Raw genomic sequence first — 16,122 nt, 5'->3', positions numbered from 1 at the left:
CCTCCATGCGCTCGAACGTGTACGTAACCCAGCGCGACTACCCGCTGTCCGAGGGTGACACCCTGCTCTCCACCACCGATCTCAAGGGGCGCATCGTCTATGCCAACGATGCCTTCATCAAGGTCAGCGGCTTTGGGCGCGAGGAGCTGTATGGCAAGGCCCACAACGTGGTGCGCCACCCCGACATGCCTGCCGCTGCATTCGAGGACATGTGGGCCACGATACGCGGAGGGTTGCCGTGGTCATCGCTGGTCAAGAACCGGCGCAAGGACGGCGACCATTACTGGGTGCGTGCCAATGCCAGCCCCATCCGGCAGGACGGCACCGTGGTGGGCTTTCTGTCGGTACGCACCAAGGCATCGGACGACGAGATTCGCACGCACGAAACGCTGTACCAGCGCATCAATGCAGGGGCCCGGCATCTGCGGGTGTACCGCGGCTTTGTGGTGGGCGTGCAGGGGTTGGCTGCCGCGTGGGCGCGCCTGCGGTTTCTGTCGTTGGGGGTGCGATTGCACGGCGCCCTGGGCGCGTTGCTGCTGGGAGGCGCACTGGCTTTGGTGGCTGGTGGCAGCGCAAGCGTGGGTGCCAATGCCAGTGCGGGCGGCCAGGCCGCCGGGGCAGGCTGGTGGCTGGCGGGTTTAGTGGCCTGGTGTGCGGCCGGTGCTGCGGCAGCCTGGTGGCTGCAGACCGGGGTGGTGACGCCGCTGCGCGAGGTGCTGGCGCAGGCGCGAGCCGTTGCGAGCGGCCAGAAGGCCGAACCCCTGATGCTGCAGCGCGTGGATGAGATCGGTGGGCTCATGCGCAGCGTGCAGCAGGCCGGGCTCAACATGATGTCCCTGGTGAGCGATATCCAGGGCAAAGCCCTGCAGGTGCGCGAGTGCGCCACGGAGTTGCAGGACGGCAACACGCATTTGTCAGAGCGCACCGAAGAAGCAGCCAGCAGCCTGGAAGAGGCTGCCACCGCGCTGGACGAGCTAACAGCCGCCATCCGTGCCAACAGCGACAAGGCCGCACTGGCCGCGCAGCGCGCCGGCCTGGGGGCGCAGGCCGCCGCGCTGGGCGCTGACACCGTGCAGCGTGTGCAGCACACCATGCAAGGCATTGCCAGCGCCAGCCAGCGCGTGGCAGAGATCAGCACGTTGATCGACGGCATTGCGTTCCAGACCAATCTGCTGGCGCTCAACGCAGCCGTGGAGGCTGCGCGGGCCGGGGAGCATGGCAAGGGCTTTGCCGTGGTGGCGACCGAGGTGCGGGCGCTGTCGCAAAAAAGTGCCCGAGCTGCGCGCGACATCAAGGCGTTGATCGATGCCTCACTGGCCGAAGTGCGCAGTGGCACCGACGCTGCGGTCGCTGCAGCGCAGACCATGGACAGCGCGGTGCGGTCCGTGCACGGGCTCAGCGAGCTGGTGCAGGACATCCAGCAGGCCAGCCACGAGCAGGCACTGGGCGTGGGGCAGATCAACAGCGCGGTGGCCCAGCTGGAGCAGATGACGCAACAAAACGCCACGCTGGTGCGCCGCAGCGCTGAACTCAGTGGTTCGCTGGCGCAGCAGGCGCGGCATCTGGACGAAGCCGCCTCTGTGTTCCAGCCACGGGGCACTGTGCGATGAGGTCCGCTGGCCTCGGGCCCGACCTGCCTGCCGCATCGTCTTCGTCGGAGCAGGCGCCGCGCAGCGGGGGCGGTGGCTCCCTGATCCTGGCGGCCATGAATGCGGCACCGGACGGTATCCTGCTCGTGGACCGCGCCGGCTGCATCGTGATGGTCAACGCCGCGATGGAGAGCCTGTCCGGCTACTCGGCCGACGAGTTGTGCGGCCGCTCGGTCGGCATCTTCCTGCCCCCCGCCCTGCGCGATGCGCATGCCCAGCACCTGGAGGGCTATTTCCGAGCCCCATCGCGCCGGCCCATGGGCATGGGACGGGACCTCTGGATCATGCGCAAGGACGGCAGCTCCGTTCCGGTGGACATTGCGTTGGGGCACACGGACGCACAGGGCGGCACGGCGGTGGCCTTTGTGCGCGACATCTCGGAGGTGCGGCGGCTGGAGGCTCGGATGCATTTCCAGGCCACCCACGACACGTTGACCGGTCTGATCAACCGCTGGCAGTTCGGCCAGCGGCTCGAACAGGCGATTGCCGAGTCGGCGCGCTCCGGCCAGTCTTTTGCATTGCTGCTGCTGGATCTGGATGACTTCAAGGCGGTGAACGACGGCTATGGCCATGCCGCTGGCGACCAGGTACTGCTGGAAGTGGCGCGCAGGCTCAAGAGCGCGCTGCGCGCAGGTGACGCGCTGGCCCGGCTGGGCGGTGATGAGTTCACCGTGCTGCTGCCGCACATTGCGCAAGCGCAGGATGCCGAGCAGACCGCTGCCAAGCTGCTGGATGTGCTGTGCCGCCCCTACCAGATGCATGGCTTCGAGCTGGACTTCGGTGCGAGCCTGGGAATCGCCCTGTACCCCAACGACGCGCAGGACGCGGCCACGCTGATGCGCTACGCCGACATGGCCATGTACCACGCCAAGGAATCGGGGCGCGCGCATTACGCCTTTTATGCCCCCCCGCTGGGCATTCGCATGGCGGAGAAGCTGCAGTTGCATGAACGCCTGAAGATGGCACTGGCCTACGGGGGGCTGGCCTTGCATTACCAGCCCCAGGTGGATGTGAGATCCGGCTGCGTGCACGGGGTCGAGGCCCTGCTGCGCTGGACCGACCCGCAGCTCGGTGAGATACCCCCTGACCGCTTTGTGCCCGTGGCCGAGGCCACCGGCCTGATCCTTGCGCTGGGCGCCTGGGTGCTGGACACCGCCTGCCGGCAGATCGCAGCCTGGGCGGGGGCGGGCATGCCGCTGCGGGTGGCAGTGAACCTGTCTGCGCAGCAATTGCGGCAGACGGACCTGGTCGAGCAGATCGAGCGCAGCCTGTCGCTGCACGGAGCACCGGCTGACCTGCTGGAGATCGAGGTGACCGAATCCGAGGCCATGGCAGACCCTGAGCAGGCCCGGCGTGTGTTGTGCGGCCTGCAGGCGCTGGGCGTCCGCATTGCGCTCGATGACTTCGGCACCGGCCATTCTTCGCTCGCCTATCTCAAGCAGTTGCCGGTCTCCCGCATCAAGATTGACCGTGAGTTTGTGCGCCCGCTACTGCGCACCAGCGCCGATGCCACGCTGGTGCAGGCCATCGTCGTGCTGGCGCAAACCCTGGGCCTTCATGTGGTGGCGGAAGGGGTGGAGTCTGCCGAGCAACTGCACCTGCTGACCGACTTCGGGTGTGATGCCTACCAGGGCTGGCTGTTTTCCAGGGCGGTGCCCCCTGGCCACGTGGCGGCGCTGCTGCAGGCAGCGCAGGCGACGGCCATGCCTGCAGGGGAGGATGCTTTGCGCGGGCCGGCCACCGTCGTATCCGTCTGATGGGCGGGACGGCTGTCCCGTCCTACGACGGCCGGTGTCCCCCGGCCAGGCCGAGCAACACCTCGCGCTGGATCTCGCAATGCCAGCGGTCATGGCGCACCAGCCCCTGGTGTTGTGCCAACTGGCGCAGGGCACGGGCAATGGTTTCACGCGTGGTCGAGAGCAGGTCCGCCAGAACCACGTGGCTGGGCAGGCGCACCAGGGTGCTGCGCTGTATGCGAGCCAGTTGCAGCAAGGTGGCGGCCAACTGGCCCGCCACGCCCCGGATACGCACGATGCGGGCCCACTCGGCGAGCCAGGCATTGGTTTGTGCGTAGCTTTGCGCGAGTCCCCGCAGAAATGCCTCGTCAAGCAGGCCGCGCTGGCTGGCGGCCGCGATCTGTACTTCGCACAGCCGCCCCGCCGTCAGCGCGCGGCAGGATACTGCTGCCGTTTGCTGCACCAGCCCGGTGGTGCCCACGGGCTGTCCGGGGCCAAACAGCCCGACGGGCCGCTCCACACGGTCTTCGCCGCTGCACAACAGCATGACGGTACCTGTTTTGACTATCCTGAAGGTATGGGGCAGTTCACCTTGCCGCAAAAGCAGCTCCCCTTTGCACATGGGTCGCTCCACCACCAAAGGCATCCATTGGCTGCGGCACTCTTCGTTTTGTCGTCCCAGCAGGCATTGCTGTTGCCCTGCGCACAGCGCGCACCCGCCGCTGCGGGCGAGAGGTTCAGATTTCATGGAGCAGTGGCAAGGGGCATTGACCGGGTAAGGGGCATTCAGGGCACCCGGAATGAAAAAACCCGGGAAGGTGTTTGGACCTTACCCGGGTTTTTGGCGCACTGCAACAAAATGTATGTCGCAGACCTCAGCGGTGGCTTACTCCACCTTGATGCCGCGCATCGCAATCACCCCGCCCAGCAGGTTGGTGTCGGCCTTGATGCGGTTGGCCAGGCCCTCGGGTGACGACCCCACCGTTTGCCACCCTTGCTGGAACAGCTTGCTGCGCACGTCCTCGCTGCGTGCGATCTCGCTGATCAGCGCAGCCAGCTTGGCCTGGATGGGCTTGGGCATGGTGGCGGGTGCTGCAAAGGCGTTCCAGATCTCCAGGTTGAAGTTGGTGATGCCTGCCTCGGCCAGGCTGGGGACCTCGGGCGCCAGCGGGCTGCGCCCCGAGGACGTCACGCCAATCGCGCGCAGCTTGCCCGCACGCATTTGGGCTTGGGCCAGCGCTGGAGGCATCAGCGCCATCTGCAGCTGGCCACCCAGCATGGCATTGGCCACCTGCGGATAACCGGGGTAGGGCACATGCACGGGGTTGATGTTGCTGCGCGCCTTGAGCAGTTCGGTGCCGATATGGCCCACCGTGCCCACGCCGGGCGTCCCGTAGCTCCATTTGTCGCCGCCATTGCGCGCGGCCACGAAGAAGTCGCGGGCGCTGCTGTTGGCGGGCACGCCAGGCTGGCTGATGGGGGCGGTCAGAATCAGCGGCGAGGTGCCAATGAGGCTGAGAGGGGCCAAGTCCTTGATCGGGTCGTACGGCACGGCCGGGTTCAGCAGCCTGGCAATCGTCATGTTGCCATTGATCATCAGCCCGATGGTGTGGTCGTCACGGGCCTTGGCCACCGCGTCGGCACCAATGTTGCCGCCCGCGCCCACCTTGTTCTCCACGATGACGGGCTGGCCCAAAGCCTTGGACAGGGGCTCAGAGAACGTGCGTGCGGTCAGGTCGGGCGACGAGCCTGCCGGAAAGCCCACGATGATCTTCAGGGGCTTGGTCGGCCACGCCAGCGGGGCGGGCGCTGCGGCGGTCTTGCCGGTGTTCTGCGCAAGGGCCCACGGGGATGCGGCAGCCAGCGCAATCAGCAGCGAAGCGCGGCGGGACACACGGCCAGAAAGGGCGGGACGTGACGGCATAGGGTGCAATCTCCTTGAGAATATTCGGGGGGCCAAACGACGCGGGGCCCCAGAACTGGGGCCCCGCGAGGCAACTTCTGCAGCCGGGGATGTTAACCCCGCTGCCTGTCCGACTCAGGCGTATTCGGCCAGCGCCTTCTTCATCTTCTTCATGGCGGCCACTTCGATCTGGCGGATGCGCTCGGCGCTCACGCCGTACACGGCGGCCAGGTCGTGCAGCGTCATGCCGCCGGAGCCATCGTCGTTGACCTTGAGCCAGCGCTCTTCCACGATGCGGCGGCTGCGGTCGTCCAGGCTGGCCAGGGCGTTGGCAATGCCGTCGGTGGCCAGGGCGTCGCGCTGGCGCGACTCGATCATGGCGGTGGGCTCGTGCGACGCATCTGCCAGGTAGGCAATGGGGCCAAACGCCTGCTCGCCGTCATCGGCCGGGGCCGGGTCCAGCAACACATCGCCACCCGCCATGCGGGTTTCCATCTCGATGACTTCTTCGCGCTTCACATTGAGCTGCGCGGCCACGGCGCTGATCTCGTGGTCGGACAAGGTGTCGCGGTGGGTGGCAGCGTCGGCGGCCGAGGCGTCGGCCTTGAAGCCCTGCTTCATGGACCGCAGGTTGAAGAACAGCTTGCGCTGCGCCTTGGTGGTCGCCACCTTGACCATGCGCCAGTTCTTCAGGATGTATTCATGGATCTCGGCCTTGATCCAGTGCATGGCATAGCTCACCAGCCGCACGCCCTGATCGGGGTCGAAGCGCTTGACGGCTTTCATGAGGCCCACGTTGCCTTCCTGGATCAAGTCGCCGTGGGGCAGACCGTAACCCAGGTACTGGCGTGCAATCGAAACCACGAGGCGCAGGTGCGACATCACCAGCCGGCCGGCGGCGTCCAGGTCGTTGTTGTCCTTGAGCTGGCGTGCGTAGGTCTGCTCTTCTTCGTGCGTGAGCAGGGGCAGGCGGTTGACGGCCGAAATATAGGCGTCCAGGTTGCCCAAGGGGGGCACCAGCGCCCACGGATTGGCGGGTGCCAGAGACATCGTCGCGGTTCCAGATTGAATGTTCATTCCGGGAATCCTTTCCTCTAAGCCATGATGTTAGCACTCTCTGTGATTGAGTGCTAAGCCCGGAGTTCCCGTCGGGTTGCTCATCGAAACCCTTTGACATAATTTGAGCAAAATCGCCATCAAGTGCTAGTGAATCATGTCTTTGTAGCTATAAAAATTATAGTAAACGACCACCCCGCCACCTCTTTTAGACAGTCAGATCCACCTGCTGCACCGTGCCTGCGCCGCCGTTTTCCCGTAGGTAGGCGCTGGTGGACCGCACCGTGCCCAGACTGGCGTTGTCGGCGGTACGCAGGGCAAACGGGGTGGCTACGGCACGGGTGGACAGTGCGCCCACGCCTGCGTCGGCCAGGGTACGCAGGTTGCCGGCTCCCTCGGCCTCAGGCGTCCATACCTGCAGCTGCTGGAACACCGGGTCCGCCTCGTCAATCCAGCCGTTGCCGTCGCTGTCGTGTACGGCCAGTTCGGCAAAGCCGTTGCCGGTGCCGGGGCCAAACAGCTCCTGGCCGTTGTCGATGCGGCCGTTGTGGTTCAGGTCCAGAGCCAGGTAGCCCCGGTTGCCTGCCAGCAGGGGCACGTTTTCGGTCTGGCCGTCGCTGTCTAGGTCGAACGCAAAGCGCAGATTTTGCAGCTGCGCAGCCGATCCGTCGAAGTTGATGACCAGCGGGTCGACCGCCGCGGCATCGCCCAGGCGCAGGCTGAATGACGATTCCTGGCGGTAGCTGCGCTGCATGTCCAGCTGCAGGCTGAAGCGGATTTCCTGCCCATCGGCAGTGCGCACGGTGCCCTCGGCGGCAAACTGGGTGTTTTCGGTTTCTACGACCACCTCGCGTTGCTCCACCACCAGGCCCCATCCGGCACGGGGGCGGCCAGCATCGGCGGGCCGCGGTGTGGGTGGGCGGTTCGCGGGTGTGGCGGATCCTGATGGAGCTGGTTCCGTCTGGCCGGTGTACACCTGCACCTGCACGCCCGTCATGCGAGCGATCAGATCGCGGATCATGGCCAGTTGGGGCGTCAGGCCGTCGTCCGGGCTGCTACTGGACACGGCATCTGCGGCCGGGGTGGGGGCGGCGGCCTCCTGGGCGGCGCGGGCCAGGCGCGCGGCGCTGGAGATCTGTACCGCCGGGGCCGCTCGGGCGAGGCCAGGGGCGCTGGCGGGGCGGCGATCGCCCACCCAGGCTTCGACGCGGCTGCTTTGGGTGTGCACGCGGCTGGCCACATGCTGGGCCTGCATCTGCAGGGCGGACGATTCAATCTTCATGGGACACCTCCACGGTTTCCACAGAGAGATATCGACGCCCTGGGCCCAGAACTTGAATCCTGCTTTTCCTGTTGCCGTGGCCCAATGGACAGAGCAGGGGCGGCGCCAACCCCAGCTACACGCCCTGCCGCACCCGGCTTTCAAAGTCTTCCAGCGTGAGCGGGCGGCCAAACAGATAGCCCTGGAAGGCCTGACAGCCATGGGCCAGCAGAAACTGGTGGTGGGCGGTGGTCTCCACCCCTTCGGCAATCACGGACAGGCCAAGGCTGCCGGCCAGCGCAATGATGGACCGGGCGATGGCTGCGTCGCTGGCGTCCAGCAGCACGTCGCGCACAAAGCCCTGGTCGATCTTGATCTGGTCGAGCGGCAGGCGCTTGAGGTAGCTGAGCGACGAGTAACCCGTGCCAAAGTCGTCCAGCGAAAACCCCAGGCCATGGGCCTTCAGGGCGCGCATGGTGGCGATCACGCTGTCCACGTTGTCCAGCAGCAGGCTTTCGGTCAGCTCCAGCTTGATCTGCGCAGGGTTGGCACCGGTCTGTCGCACCAGTGCCAATACCTGCGTCACAAAATCGTCCTGCAGAAACTGGCGCGCGCTCACGTTGATGGCCAGGCTCAGGTGTGCAAACAGCGGGTCGTGCTGCCAACGGGCTTGCTGGCGCAGTGCGGTTTCCATGACCCAGTGGCCCAGCGGCAGGATCAGGCCCGATTCTTCGGCCAGCGGGATGAACTCCGAGGGCGGCACCATGCCCTGCACCGGGTGCTGCCAGCGCACCAGGGCCTCGGCGCCGGTCACTTGCCCCTGGCTGTCCACCTGAGGCTGGTACAGCAGCAGGAACTGCGCGTGCCGCAAGCCGTTGTGCAGCTCGGTCTCCAGCAGGGCGCGGCGGTTCACGGCCTGCTGCATATCCGGGTCAAAAAAGCGCAGCGTGTTGCGCCCGGCGTCCTTGGCGCGGTACATGGCCATGTCGGCCTGCTTGAGCACCTCGTCCACCGAGTCGCGCTGGTGGGTGAGCAGCGTCACCCCAATGCTGGCCGTGAAGTGGTGTTCGTGCCCCGCCAGCTCATACGGCTGGCGCAGCTGCGCCAGGATCAGCTCGCCCAGCGTGCGCGCCTGCGCGGCGGCCTCGGGGGCGTCGCTGCTCAGGTTCTGCAGCACCACCACAAACTCGTCACCCCCCAGGCGGGCCACGGTGTCCTGCTCGCGCACGCAGCTGCGCAGGCGCTGGGCGACGTCCTTGAGCAGCAGGTCGCCCACCTCGTGCCCCCGGGTGTCGTTCAAGGTCTTGAAGTTGTCCAGGTCCACAAACAGCACGGCCGTGGTCAGACCCGAGCGTGCGCCGTTGGCCAGCACCTGCTGCAGCCGGTCCACCAGCAGGCGGCGGTTGGGCAGTTGCGTGAGTGCGTCGTAGAACGCCAGGTAGCGTGCCTCGTCCTCGGCGGCCTTGCGGCCCGAGATGTCGATGTCGATGCAGAACATCTCCGGGGGGTGGCCGGGCACCTGGATGTAGGCGTGGCTGGAGAACACATGCACCGGCGTGCCGTCCTTGCGCCGCAATTGCAGCTCACCGGCCGGAATCACCTCGCCGGTGGCGAACATGTGCTGCATGTGGGCCCGCACGTCGTCGCGCATGGGCGGGGGGATGATGAGGTCGAGCAGGTTGCCGCCCAGGGCTTCTTCGGCGGTGTAGCCGTACAGTTGTTCGGACGCCTGGTTCCAGTAGCTGGTGGTGCCGTCCTGCAGGTAACCCTGTACCGAGATGGACGGGATATTGCGCAGCAGCGAGCGAAAGCGGAGTTCGGATTCGCGCAGCGCACTCTCTGCCTGCTTGCGGTTGGTGATGTCCCGGGCCAGGAACACCACGGCCGCCTGGCCGCCCACCTGCACGCCCAGGGGCTGGGTGCGCCCTTCAAACTGGCGCAGTCCCGACAGGGTCTGCATCTCGTATTCCACGCTGTGGGTCTGGCCGGACTGCAGCGTGTCGCGGATGAGCGCCATGAACCGTTCGGCCTGCTCAGCGGGCAGCACGTCGTGCAGCCGCTTGCCCACCAGCACCGGTGCGCTGGCGGCCAGCGCGTCGTCGTCGGGGGACAGCACCTCCACATAGCGGCCCTGGGCGTCCAGCACCAGCAGCACATCCGGGATGGCCTGCGTGATGGCGCGCAGGCGCGCGGCAGTGCCGATCAATGCGCGTTCGGTGGCCATGCGCTGCTCCACATCGTGCAGCAGCAGGCCCAGTACCACGGTGGCCGGGGTGAAGGTCAGCAGGTAGGGCAGGGCCAGCGTCTGGTTGATGCGCTGCGCCACTTCGGTAGGCAGTAGCTGAAACAGCGCAATCACTGCCGTGTGCAGCAGCAGCCCAAACAGCGCAAGGGCAACGGGTTCCACCCCCAGCCGCCCCCGGGCGCGGCCTTCGCGGTACACCAGCCCGAGCGCGGTGCACAGGCCGATCACCATCAGGCCCACCTCGGCGCCCGCGCCACCCAGCCAGAGGCGGCCGGTGGCCGCCATCAGCGCGGCAATGCCCGCCACCAGCGGGCCGCCGAACAGGCCTGCCATGCTTAGCACCACCGAGCGCGCATCGAAGATCACACCCGGCATCAGCACCACGGGGATGAGCATGCCCACCACGCAGATGCCGCCGAAGATCAGCCCTGAAAAGACCTGGCCCACCCACGGGTGCTGGCGCCAGACGCGGATGTTGAAACCATGCAGAAAGCACAGCGCCAGCAGCAGCGCAACGCCTTTGACCAGCTCAATGAACATGGGCCTCCGTGCATTTCCAGGGGAAAGCCCATGATGGAGGAAACGTTGCGATCCGTAAATGTGTAAATGGCCCCGGATGGGGCCATTTCTGAGGGGAAGGCTGTGCCGCTGCGGCTCAGCTCAGCAAAGCCTGGGCGAATTCGCGGGCGCTGAAGGTTTCCAGGTCTTCGAGCTTTTCGCCCACACCGATGAAATACACCGGAATGGGGCGCTCTTGCGCGATGGCGGCCAGCACGCCGCCCTTGGCCGTGCCGTCGAGCTTGGTCACGATGAGGCCGGTGAGCTGCAGCGCGTCGTCGAATGCGCGCACCTGGGCCAGTGCGTTCTGGCCGGTGTTGCCGTCGATCACCAGCAGCACCTCGTGGGGGGCTGTGGCGTCGGCCTTGGTCACCACGCGGCGGATCTTCTTCAGCTCTTCCATCAAGTGCAGCTGCGTGGGCAGGCGGCCGGCGGTGTCCACCAGCACGACGTCCTTGCCGCGCGCCTTGCCAGCGGTGACGGCGTCAAAGCTCACGGCAGCGGGGTCGCCGCCTTCCTGGCTCACGATCTCGACCGTGTTGCGGTCGGCCCACACGCCCAGCTGCTCGCGCGCAGCGGCGCGGAAGGTGTCTGCCGCCGCTAACAGCACGGCGGCACCTTCGTCTGCCAGGTGTTTGGTGAGCTTGCCGATCGACGTGGTCTTGCCCGCACCGTTGACGCCCGCCACCATGATCACGGTGGGCGTGTGCTCGCCAATGACCAGGGCTTTTTCGAGCGGGCGCAGCAGGTCGGCCAGCGAATCGGCCAGCAGGCCCTTGACGGCCGCAGGGTCGGTGGTCTTGCTGTCCTTGACGCGGCGCTTGAGGTCGGCCAGCAGGTGCGTGGTGGCTTTCACACCGGTGTCGGCCATCAGCAGGGCCTCTTCCAGCTCTTCATACAGCGCGTCGTCAATCTGGGTACCGGTGAAGACGGTAGCAATGCTGGTGCCGGTCTTGCGCAGGCCGGCCTTGAGGCGGTCGAGCCAGCCTTTGCGCTCAGGCGCCGGGGCGGGGGGCGCAGCCGAGACCACGGGTGTCGCCATGGGCGCGGGTGGAGTCACCGGCGTGGGGGCGGCAACGGGAACCGGGGGCGCAGCAGGGAGTAGTGCAGGGCTTGCGGCCACCGGCGCAGCAACGGGTGCGGCAGAGGGCGGTGTGACGACCGGCGCCACCGGTGGCATCGCTACGGGCGCCGGAGCGGGCTCGATGGTGGGCGCCGGTGCCGCGGGTGGCGGCGCAGCGGGCTCCGGAGCTTTGCTGCCAAACGGGTTGCGCAGCCAGCCAAAGCCTGCCGGGGCAGGTGCTGCAGCGGGAGCCGCTGGGATCGGCGCAGGTGCGATGGGGGTAGCCACGGGCGGCGTGGCGGGCGGGGGCGGCGCCATGGGCGCATCCACAGCGGGCGCCGGTGCGCCTACCGGCTGGGCCGGGGCGGGCGCATCGGTGGGGGCGGGCGAAGGAGCGGGCTTTTTCTTGAAAAAACTGAACATTGGCGGGTTCTTAGAATCTCCCCATTCTATGAAACGCGCTTTCACCCTTCTGGGCCTGCTGGCCTGCCTCTCGTCCGGGGCTGCCTTTGCGGCCACCACCCCGGTGTCTCAACCCTCCAGCGCGCCGTCTGCTACGGCCTCCGGTGCGCAGCAGTTCACGCTCAAGAACGGCATGCAGCTCATCGTGCAGCCCGACCGGCGTGCCCCGACGGCGGTGCACATGGTCTGGGTGCGTGTGGGCTCGATGGACGAGGTGGACGGCACCTCGGGCGTGGCCCATGCGCTGGAGCACATGATGTTCAAGGGCACCAAGACCTTGCCGCCGGGCGAGTTCTCGCGCCGCGTGGCGGCACTGGGTGGGCGGGAGAACGCATTCACCAGCCGGGACTACACCGGCTACTACCAGCAGATCCCGTCCAACCGGCTGGAAGATGTGATGAAGCTCGAATCGGACCGGTTTGCCAACAATCACTGGCCCGACGAGGAGTTCAAGAAAGAGATCGAGGTCGTCAAGGAAGAGCGCCGCCTGCGCACCGAAGACCAGCCCCGCGCCGTACTGGCCGAGCAACTGTTTGCCGCCACCTTCAACGCGTCGCCCTACCGCCGCCCCATCGTGGGCTGGATGAGCGACCTGGACGCGATGACGCCCGACGACGTGCGCGCCTTCCACCGCCAGTGGTACACCCCGACCAACGCCGCCGTCGTGGTGGCGGGCGACGTGGATGTAGCCCAGGTGCGTGTGCTGGCCGAGAAGTACTACGGCAGCCTGCCCGTGCACGCGCTGCCCGCGCGCAAACCGCGTACCGAGCCCGAGCAAAAGGGCCTGCGCCGCATTGCCGTCAAGGCTCCGGCCGAGCAGTCCTATGTGGCCCTGGCCTTCCGCGCGCCCAGTCTGGACCGCGTGGACAACCTCACCGACGAAGACCGTGACGCCCTCGCGCTGATGGTGCTGTCGGCCGTGTTCAACGGCTACGACGGTGCCCGGCTGGACCGCGCACTGACCCAGGGCCCCAACCGCGTGGCCGACAGCGCCAGCAGCTCCGCCATGGTCACGGGGCGCGGCCCCAGCCTGTTCATGCTCAGCGGCGTGCCCGCTGCGGGCAAGACGGCCCAGCAGGTCGAAGACGCGCTGCGCGCCGAGGTGACCCGGGTGGCGAAGGATGGTGTGAGCGAGGCCGAACTGAACCGCGTCAAGACGCAATGGATCGCCTCCACCGTGTACGAGCGCGACTCGGTGATGAGCCAGGCGCAAGAGCTGGGCGGCAACTGGGTGCAGGGCTTTCCGCTGGACGCCAACGAGCGCCTGCTGGCCCTGCTGCGCACCGTGACCCCGGCGCAGGTGCAGGCCGTGGCTGCCAAGTATTTCGGCGACGACCAGCTCACCGTGGCCACGCTGCTGCCCCAGCCCCTGGACGCCCCCCGCCCCCGTCCCCAGCTGCCTCCGGGCGCTGCCATCCGCTGAACCCGCCCTGCGGAAACTGCCCATGATTACTATCAAAAACATAGCTGCCCGTGCTTTATGCACTGGCGCTATCGCCCTTTTTTCTTCCAATTCTGCCTGGGCGCTGCTGCCCATCCAGCACTGGACGGAGCCCAATGGGGCCAAGGTCTACCTGGTCGAAAGCCCGGTCATCCCCATGGTGGATGTGCAGATCGACTTTGACGCCGGCACGCGCCGCGACCCGGCGGGCCAGTCAGGCCTGGCCAACGCGGTGGCCGCCATGGCGAGCAAGGGCGTCAAGGCCGGGCGCGACGCGAGTGCCGAGCCCGGGCTGGACGAAAACGGCTTGGGTGAGGCCTGGGCCGACCTGGGCGCCAGCTTTGAAGCCAATGCCGACAACGACACGCTGCACTACGTGCTGCGCTCGCTGACCGACCCGCCGCTGCTGGAACGCGCCGCACGCCTGGCAGCCCGCCAGATTGCCGAGCCCGTGACGACCGAAGATGTCTGGCAACGCGACCGCGCCCGCTGGAGCGCCAGCCTGAAGGAAGCCAACACACGCCCCGCCACCGTGGCCAACCACGCGTTTGCCGCTGCGGTGTATGGAAGCCACCCTTACGGCGTGCGCACCACCGAAGAGACGCTGGCCCGCATCGGCGTGGCCGACATGCAGGCCTTTCACGCGCAGTACGTTGCCGCTTGCCGCGCCAAGGTCAGCATCGTGGGGGCTGTGTCGCGCGCCCAGGCGCAGACGCTGGTGGCCACGCTGCTGTCGCGCCTGCCTGCCACTGAAGGCTGCGCACCGCTGCAGCCCGTGGGCGAGGTGGCGGCCCTGACGGCCCCTGCCGAGAAGACCATCCCGTTCGCATCGGCCCAGGCCCACGTGCTGATCGGTCAGCCGGGCTTCCAGCGCCGCGACCCGGATTTCCTCGCGCTGCTCGTGGGCAACCACATCCTGGGCGGCGGCGGTTTTGTCTCGCGCCTGACCCACGAGGTGCGCGAAAAGCGCGGCCTGAGCTACAGCGTCTACAGCTACTTTGCCCCCGGCCTGCACGCCGGGGCCTTCACCGTGGGCCTGCAGACGCGCCCCGACCAGGCTGCGCAGGCGGTGCAGGTCTCGCGCGACGTGATCGCCCGCTTTGTGGCCGAAGGCCCCTCCGAGGCCGAGCTGCGCGCCGCCAAGGACAACCTCATCGGCGGCTTTGCGCTGCGCATCGACAGCAACAAGAAGCTGCTGGGTAACGTGGCCAACATCGCCTGGAACGACCTGCCGCTGGACTACCTGGACCAGTGGGCCAAAAAGGTCGAGGCCCTGACGGTGGCCGACGTGCGCACCGCCATGGCCCAAAAGCTGCAGCCCGACCGCATGGTGACCGTGGTGGTGGGAGGCAAGCAGCCATGAGCCGATCCACCCTGCGCGGCAGCGCCATCACCGCCGAAATCCGCAAGGCTCAAGCCGCCGCCGCTGCAGCCCCTGTGGACCCCAAAGCCGCCAAGAAAAACGCCAAGGACAAAGCTGCGGCGGCGGCCGTCCCCCAGGGCGCGGGCGAAATCCGCATCATCGGCGGGCAATGGAAGCGCTCCCGCCTGCCCGTGGCCCAGCGCCCCGGTCTGCGCCCCACGCCCGACCGCGTGCGCGAAACCCTGTTCAACTGGCTGGGCCAGGACCTGGCGGGCTGGCGCTGCCTGGACGCGTTTGCTGGCACGGGCGCGCTGGGGCTCGAAGCCGCCTCGCGCGGCGCCGCGTCGGTGCAGTTGGTGGAGAGCGACGCAGCGCTGGTGGCCCAGTTGCAGGTGCTGCAGGCTAAGCTGCAGGCGAGCGCCGTGCGCGTGCAGCGCGGTGACGGCGTGTCTGCGCTGAAGCAGGCCGCACCCGCCAGCCTGGACCTGGTGCTGCTGGACCCGCCGTTCGATGGTGACCTGTTTGCGCCCGCGCTGCAGGCGGCGGCCCAGGCTGTGGCCGCTCAAGGCTTCATCTACCTCGAAGCCCCCCGCGCTTGGACGGACGACGAACTGGCCGCGAACGGCCTGGCCGTGTACCGGCATCTGAAGGCGGGCGCTGTGCACGCGCACCTGCTGCGCCCCGTGGTGGCCGCCGCCTGAGCCCACACCGGTTCATGTTGCACTGCACTGCATAATGCGCGCACGCGGCCCGCAGGCCCCGCAGAACGGGTGATTCACCCGCTCCCCGGGCCCGGGCCAACGTCCATACAGCCAGACAGGAGACAACCAGCCATGGCCCAGAACGTGCTCGCCGTGTACCCCGGAACCTTCGACCCCATCACCCTGGGCCATGAAGATGTGGTGCGCAGAGCCACCCAGTTGTTTGAACGTGTGATCGTGGCGGTGGCGGCGGGGCACCACAAGAAGACCCTGTTTTCGCTGGAAGAGCGCATCGACATGGTGCGCGATGCCGTGAAGATGTATCCCCAGGTGCAGGTCGAGCCCTTCTCGGGCCTGCTGCGCGATTTTGTGGTGTCGCGCGGTGGCAAGGCCATGGTGCGCGGCCTGCGCGCCGTGACCGACTTTGACTACGAGTTCCAGCTGGCCGGCATGAACCGCAGCCTGATGCCGCAGGTGGAAACCGTGTTCTTGACCCCCAGCGACAAGTACCAGTTCATCAGCAGCACCTTTGTGCGCGAGATCGCGGTGCTGGGCGGCGAGGTGACCAAGTTCGTGTCACCCTCGGTGGAAGAGCGGCTGGCTGTCAAGGTGCGCAGCCTAGCAGCGCCGGGGGGCTGAGGACACTGCCCGAAATGCACCAAGAGCTCCGGTTGTGGCTCTTTT

The 16,122-nt window shown here is 67.3% G+C and carries 12 protein-coding genes; 6 read left to right on the top strand and 6 right to left on the bottom strand.

From position 1 onward, the window contains the following. Positions 1-5 precede the first annotated feature (5 nt). A complete protein-coding gene (locus tag ASD94_RS00460; protein ID WP_056637084.1) occupies positions 6-1,610 on the top strand; it encodes a PAS domain-containing methyl-accepting chemotaxis protein in 1,605 nt (534 codons plus the stop codon). Beyond that, complete coding sequence (locus ASD94_RS00455; protein ID WP_082576693.1) at positions 1,607-3,406, top strand: bifunctional diguanylate cyclase/phosphodiesterase; 1,800 nt, start codon at positions 1,607-1,609, stop codon at positions 3,404-3,406. The genes ASD94_RS00460 and ASD94_RS00455 overlap by 4 nt, the downstream gene beginning before the upstream one ends. Positions 3,407-3,428: 22 nt before the next feature. On the opposite strand, the gene ASD94_RS00450 is transcribed toward ASD94_RS00455, so the two are convergent. The 6 genes from ASD94_RS00450 to ftsY all read right to left on the bottom strand — a co-directional run bounded on the left by ASD94_RS00450 (position 3,429) and on the right by ftsY (position 11,894). After that, complete coding sequence (locus tag ASD94_RS00450; protein ID WP_056637082.1) at positions 3,429-4,133, bottom strand: Crp/Fnr family transcriptional regulator; 705 nt, start codon at positions 4,131-4,133, stop codon at positions 3,429-3,431. A gap of 138 nt (positions 4,134-4,271) precedes the next feature. Further along, on the bottom strand, positions 4,272-5,309 hold the full coding sequence (locus ASD94_RS00445) for a tripartite tricarboxylate transporter substrate binding protein (protein WP_056637079.1): 1,038 nt from the start codon (positions 5,307-5,309) through the stop codon (positions 4,272-4,274). Between the two features lie 114 nt (positions 5,310-5,423). Further along, positions 5,424-6,365: an RNA polymerase sigma factor RpoH gene (rpoH, locus tag ASD94_RS00440; protein ID WP_056637076.1), complete on the bottom strand. Its 942-nt coding sequence runs from the start codon at positions 6,363-6,365 to the stop codon at positions 5,424-5,426. A gap of 187 nt (positions 6,366-6,552) precedes the next feature. Then, complete coding sequence (locus ASD94_RS00435; RefSeq protein ID WP_056637071.1) at positions 6,553-7,626, bottom strand: hypothetical protein; 1,074 nt, start codon at positions 7,624-7,626, stop codon at positions 6,553-6,555. 115 nt (positions 7,627-7,741) lie between these two features. Beyond that, a complete protein-coding gene (locus tag ASD94_RS00430) occupies positions 7,742-10,390 on the bottom strand; it encodes an EAL domain-containing protein (protein WP_056637068.1) in 2,649 nt (882 codons plus the stop codon). 115 nt (positions 10,391-10,505) lie between these two features. Further along, positions 10,506-11,894, bottom strand: a complete 1,389-nt coding sequence (gene ftsY, locus ASD94_RS00425; protein ID WP_056637066.1) for a signal recognition particle-docking protein FtsY — start codon at positions 11,892-11,894, stop codon at positions 10,506-10,508. Positions 11,895-11,922: 28 nt separating this feature from the next. On the opposite strand from ftsY, the gene ASD94_RS00420 reads away from it, so the two are divergent. The 4 genes from ASD94_RS00420 (at position 11,923) to coaD (ending at position 16,077) form a co-directional block, all read left to right on the top strand. Beyond that, the gene (locus ASD94_RS00420; RefSeq protein WP_056637063.1) at positions 11,923-13,356 is read left to right on the top strand and encodes a pitrilysin family protein; all 1,434 of its coding nucleotides are present in this window, start codon (positions 11,923-11,925) and stop codon (positions 13,354-13,356) included. Between the two features lie 22 nt (positions 13,357-13,378). After that, a complete protein-coding gene (locus tag ASD94_RS00415) occupies positions 13,379-14,737 on the top strand; it encodes a pitrilysin family protein (RefSeq protein WP_056637061.1) in 1,359 nt (452 codons plus the stop codon). Further along, a complete protein-coding gene (rsmD, locus tag ASD94_RS00410) occupies positions 14,734-15,438 on the top strand; it encodes a 16S rRNA (guanine(966)-N(2))-methyltransferase RsmD (protein WP_056637058.1) in 705 nt (234 codons plus the stop codon). Before ASD94_RS00415 ends, rsmD begins: the two co-directional genes overlap by 4 nt. 132 nt (positions 15,439-15,570) lie before the next feature. Continuing rightward, the gene (gene coaD, locus ASD94_RS00405; protein ID WP_056637056.1) at positions 15,571-16,077 is read left to right on the top strand and encodes a pantetheine-phosphate adenylyltransferase; all 507 of its coding nucleotides are present in this window, start codon (positions 15,571-15,573) and stop codon (positions 16,075-16,077) included. The last annotated feature ends 45 nt before the right edge of the window (positions 16,078-16,122 follow it).

It is taken from the genome of Acidovorax sp. Root70 (genome assembly GCF_001428225.1).
In the GTDB taxonomy this organism is placed as follows: Bacteria; Pseudomonadota; Gammaproteobacteria; order Burkholderiales; family Burkholderiaceae_C; genus Acidovorax.
Note: the sequence above shows the minus strand (reverse complement) of the source record. Positions and strands in the feature narration are given on the sequence as shown.

Excerpts from the sequence above, each read along its gene's own strand:
- ASD94_RS00460 (WP_056637084.1), top strand. The coding sequence starts at position 6 with ATGCGCTCGAACGTGTACGTAACCCAGCGCGACTACCCGCTGTCCGAG.
- ASD94_RS00455 (WP_082576693.1), top strand. The coding sequence starts at position 1,607 with ATGAGGTCCGCTGGCCTCGGGCCCGACCTGCCTGCCGCATCGTCTTCG.
- ASD94_RS00450 (WP_056637082.1), bottom strand. The coding sequence starts at position 4,133 with ATGAAATCTGAACCTCTCGCCCGCAGCGGCGGGTGCGCGCTGTGCGCA.
- ASD94_RS00445 (WP_056637079.1), bottom strand. The coding sequence starts at position 5,309 with ATGCCGTCACGTCCCGCCCTTTCTGGCCGTGTGTCCCGCCGCGCTTCG.
- rpoH (WP_056637076.1), bottom strand. The coding sequence starts at position 6,365 with ATGAACATTCAATCTGGAACCGCGACGATGTCTCTGGCACCCGCCAAT.
- ASD94_RS00435 (WP_056637071.1), bottom strand. The coding sequence starts at position 7,626 with ATGAAGATTGAATCGTCCGCCCTGCAGATGCAGGCCCAGCATGTGGCC.
- ASD94_RS00430 (WP_056637068.1), bottom strand. The coding sequence starts at position 10,390 with ATGTTCATTGAGCTGGTCAAAGGCGTTGCGCTGCTGCTGGCGCTGTGC.
- ftsY (WP_056637066.1), bottom strand. The coding sequence starts at position 11,894 with ATGTTCAGTTTTTTCAAGAAAAAGCCCGCTCCTTCGCCCGCCCCCACC.
- ASD94_RS00420 (WP_056637063.1), top strand. The coding sequence starts at position 11,923 with ATGAAACGCGCTTTCACCCTTCTGGGCCTGCTGGCCTGCCTCTCGTCC.
- ASD94_RS00415 (WP_056637061.1), top strand. The coding sequence starts at position 13,379 with ATGATTACTATCAAAAACATAGCTGCCCGTGCTTTATGCACTGGCGCT.
- rsmD (WP_056637058.1), top strand. The coding sequence starts at position 14,734 with ATGAGCCGATCCACCCTGCGCGGCAGCGCCATCACCGCCGAAATCCGC.
- coaD (WP_056637056.1), top strand. The coding sequence starts at position 15,571 with ATGGCCCAGAACGTGCTCGCCGTGTACCCCGGAACCTTCGACCCCATC.